Below are 3,815 nucleotides of genomic sequence, written 5' to 3'. Positions count from 1 at the left end.
CGCCTGGACCGGCGGCTCCCGCTGCTCGCCGGGCTCGCCGCCCTGGCCGGTGCGGCGGCGGTCCTGCTGGCCGCGCTGCCGGGCGTGCTGGCCGGACGTCCCGTCGAGCACCGGCTCGGCGGGCAGGCCCGCGTCATCGCGATCGCCTTCACCGCCGACCCGCTCGGCACACTGTTCGCGCTGGTCACGACCCTGCTCGGCGCGATCCTGCTGCTGTACACGCTGTCGGAGCTCGGGGGCCTCGGAAAGCGCGAGCTCGGCGGCTACGCCGCGCTGTGCCTGCTGCTGCTCGCCGCGCTGATCGGCACCGCGCTGACCGCCGACCTGTTCAACCTGTTCGTCTGGTTCGAGGTCGCGGCCCTGTCGTCCTACGGCCTGACCGGGTTCTTCCTGGAGCGGCCGATCGCGCTGGAGGCCGCCTTCAAGATCCTCGTGCTGACCACCGTCGCGAGCTTCGGCGTGTTCATCGGGACCGGCCTGCTCTACGCGCGGCACGGCGTCCTCAACCTGGGACTCCTGCACGACGCGGTCGGCGCGGCCACCGGGGTCGCCGACCTCGTCGCGCTGACCCTCCTCGTCGCCGGGTACGCGACCAAGGCGGGTCTGGTCCCGTTCCACACCTGGCTCCCCGACGCGCACACCGCCGCGCCCGGCCCGGTGTCCGCGCTGTTCTCCGGGCTGATGGTGAACCTCGGCGTGATCGTCCTGGCCCGGCTGGCCTACCAGGTGTTCGCGCCGTCCCCCGTGCCGCTGATGGGTCTGCTGATGCTGCTCGGACTCGTCTCGGCGCTGCTGGGGGCCGTCCTCGCCCTCCGGCAGGACGACCTGAAACGGCTGCTCGCCTACGACACGGTCTCCCAGATGGGCGTGATCACCGTCGGACTGGCGACGGCCACGCCCTACGGCGCCGCCGGAGCCGTCTACCACCTGCTCAACCACGCCTTCTTCAAGGCGCTGCTGTTCCTGTGCGCGGGCGCGATCGTCCACCGGACGGGCCTCACCGACCTGTCCGACATGGGCGGGCTGGCCCGGCGGATGCCGGTGATCGCGGGCGCGTTCCTGGTCGGCGTCGCGTCCATCGCGGGCGTGCCGCCGCTGAACGGGTACGCGTCGCTGGCCCTGATCCACCACGGGCTCGAACTGACGCACCAGACCGTCCCGGCCGTCCTGCTGGCGCTCGCGCAGGCCGTCACCATCGCGGCGCTGGCCCGCGCCGCCTGGCTCGCCTTCTTCGGCCGCAGGACCGCGCCGGACGTCCCCGAGCGGCTCCGGCCGGGCATGGTGGTCGGGTTCTCGGCGCTCGCCACCTGCTGCGTCGCGCTCGGCGTCCTGTCCGGTCCCGTCGTCGACCGCGTCATGAGACCGGCAGCGGCGGCCCTCACACGCGGAGATCTTTACGCCGCCGCCGTGCGCGGGCAGCCGGTGCGCATCGCCCCGGCGGACGTCCACCTGACCTATCTCGACCCCGTCACGCTGCTGGTCACGGCGGGCTGCCTGGCCGCCGGGCTGCTGCTGGCACGCCTGAGCGGACGGGTGATCCGGCTCGCGCCGCTGCGCCGGCTCGCCGCCCTGCACGACGGCTCGGTGAACGACTACGCGGCGCTCGCGGCGGCGGGCACGCTCGTGGTCGCCCTCGTCGTCCTGCTCTGACGGAACGGCCGCCGGGTGTTGTTTAGGCCGCCCGAAACGGGAATGGGTCGAGCATGACGCGTTTCGGTTACTTTCTGTCCTCAGAAGAGCACCCGCCGAACGCCCTGGTCGAGCAGGCCGTCATGGCCGAACGGGCCGGGTTCGACTGCCTCTGGATCTCCGACCACTACCACCCCTGGCTGGAGGCCCAGGGGGAGAGCGGCTTCGTCTGGGCCGTGATCGGCGCGATCGCGCAGGCGTGCGACCTGCCCGTCACCACCGCCGTCACCTGCCCGACGGTGCGGATCCACCCCGCCGTGCTGGCGCAGGCCGCCGCCACCGCGCAGATCCTGACCGGCGGGCGCTTCCGGTTCGGCATCGGGTCCGGGGAGGCGCTGAACGAGCACATCCTCGGGGACACCTGGCCGTCCGCCGACGTGCGCCTGGAGATGCTGGAAGAGGCCGTCGAGGTCATCCGCGAGCTGTTCACCGGCCGCCAGGTCAGCCACCGGGGACGGCACTACACCGTCGAGACCGCGCGCCTCTACTCGCTCCCGAACACGCCTCCGCCCCTCTACATCTCCGGGTTCGGGCCGAAGGCGATCGACCTGGCCGCCCGGATCGGCGACGGCTTCATCTCGATCCAGCCGAACAAGGAGCACGTCACGCGGTTCCGCGAGAAGGGCGGGGGTACCAAGCCGACCCAGGCCGGCCTCAAGGCGTGCTGGGGGCCGGACGAGCAGGAGGCCAGGAAGCTGGTGCACAGGCTCTGGCCCAACGACGCGCTGCCCGGCCAGGCGGCCCAGCTCCTGCCGCTGCCCGCGCATTTCGAGGAGCTGACCTCGCTGATCGACGTGGACGACATCACGCATCCGTGCGGCCCCGATCCCGAGGTGCACGTCCAGGCCATCAAGCAATACGTGGACGCCGGTTACGACGAGATCCACATCTCTCAGGTGGGGCCCGACCAGAAGGGCTTCTTCGATTTCTACGAACGCGAAGTGCTTCCTCGCGTACGCGCTCTGTGAGCGACGCCCCACCCGCGACATCCGACGTCCGCTTCGACGAAAGGAGATGACATGCCCAAGGCATGGGGAGACAAGCGCGAGCGCCAGTACGAGCACATCAAGGACTCGGCGAAGAAGCGCGGCGCCTCGACCGGCCGCGCCAAGGAGATGGCGGCGCGCACGGTGAACAAGGAGCGCGCCCAGCACGGCGAGTCGGCGACCGCGAGCAGGTCCTCGACCCACGACATGTCGCCCGGTCGGCGCGGTGGGCAGCGGTCCGGGACCTCCCGCACCAAGGGCAGGACGAAGGAGCAGCTGTACCACGAGGCCAAGCGGCGCAACATCAAGGGCCGTTCCTCCATGACGAAGGCCGAACTGCAGAAGGCGCTCAGCGGGCGCTAGCCCCCGGCACGCGCAAAAAACCGAAGACGGAAGCGAAGACGGCCGGACGCGGATGCCGCGTCCGGCCGTCTTCCTGCGTCCTCCGTCTTCTCGCTCCTCTGTGTTTTACGTCATGCCGGGCTTTGCGGACGGCCCGTAGGACGGGCTTTGTGCGCCGTTTACGGTGATCTCGAGTTTGGATGCCTCCAGTTGGGTATCTCGCACCACCACGGCGAACGGTAAAACCGTTGATTCGTCAGAGAGGGTGCAAAGTAATGGCTTCGGCTTCCGGTAAGGACACGGCGACGCGGGCCGGAGCGTCCGCGAAGCGGACCGCGTCCGCCGCCAAGAAGCGCACGTCCGCGGCGAAGGACGACACGGGACGGAAGGTCTCGAAGTCGTCGGGCAAGGCCGCCGCGGCCGCGAAGAGCAACGCCAAGTCCGCCAAGGACGCCAGGAACGCCAGGAACGTCAAGGACGCGAAGGGCGTGAAGAGCATCAAGAACGTCAAGGACGTCAAGGACGCCAAGGGCGTCAGGAGTGCCGGGAAGGCCGCCGGAGCGGTCAGGGGCGGCGCCGCCGCGGTCGCGGGCAGCGCGGCCGGATCGGCGAAGAACGCCGCCGGGTCCGCGGCGCACGCGACCGGGACCGTCGGCCGCGGCGTCAAGAAGGGCGTCGGCACGGCCGCGCACCAGCTCACGGTGCTGCCCTCGCTGGCCGTCCGGCTCGCGCACCTGCCGAACTTCAAGCGGGTCGCGGGCGCGGCCGGCGCCGTCACCGCCGGTGTGGTGTCGGTCG

The 3,815-nt window shown here is 71.1% G+C and carries 4 protein-coding genes; all 4 read left to right on the top strand.

The genetic code is table 11. From position 1 onward, the window contains the following. A partial coding sequence (locus tag DZF91_RS26870; RefSeq protein ID WP_117359959.1) for a complex I subunit 5 family protein occupies positions 1-1,650 on the top strand: 1,650 nt, incomplete at its 5' end. A 53-nt stretch (positions 1,651-1,703) separates the two neighbouring features. Continuing rightward, positions 1,704-2,657 (top strand): TIGR03557 family F420-dependent LLM class oxidoreductase, encoded by a 954-nt coding sequence (locus tag DZF91_RS26865; RefSeq protein ID WP_117359958.1) that lies wholly within the window; start codon positions 1,704-1,706, stop codon positions 2,655-2,657. 51 nt (positions 2,658-2,708) lie between these two features. Beyond that, complete coding sequence (locus DZF91_RS26860) at positions 2,709-3,038, top strand: plasmid stabilization protein (RefSeq protein ID WP_117359957.1); 330 nt, start codon at positions 2,709-2,711, stop codon at positions 3,036-3,038. 254 nt (positions 3,039-3,292) lie between these two features. Next, positions 3,293-3,815 (top strand): hypothetical protein (locus DZF91_RS39085; protein ID WP_407920943.1); only part of this gene is annotated, 523 nt, incomplete at its 3' end.

It is taken from the genome of Actinomadura logoneensis, from assembly GCF_003428695.1.
Taxonomy (GTDB): domain Bacteria; phylum Actinomycetota; class Actinomycetes; order Streptosporangiales; family Streptosporangiaceae; genus Spirillospora; species Spirillospora logoneensis.
The sequence above is the reverse complement of the archived record's forward strand: the minus strand, read 5'-3'. Positions and strand labels throughout refer to the sequence as shown.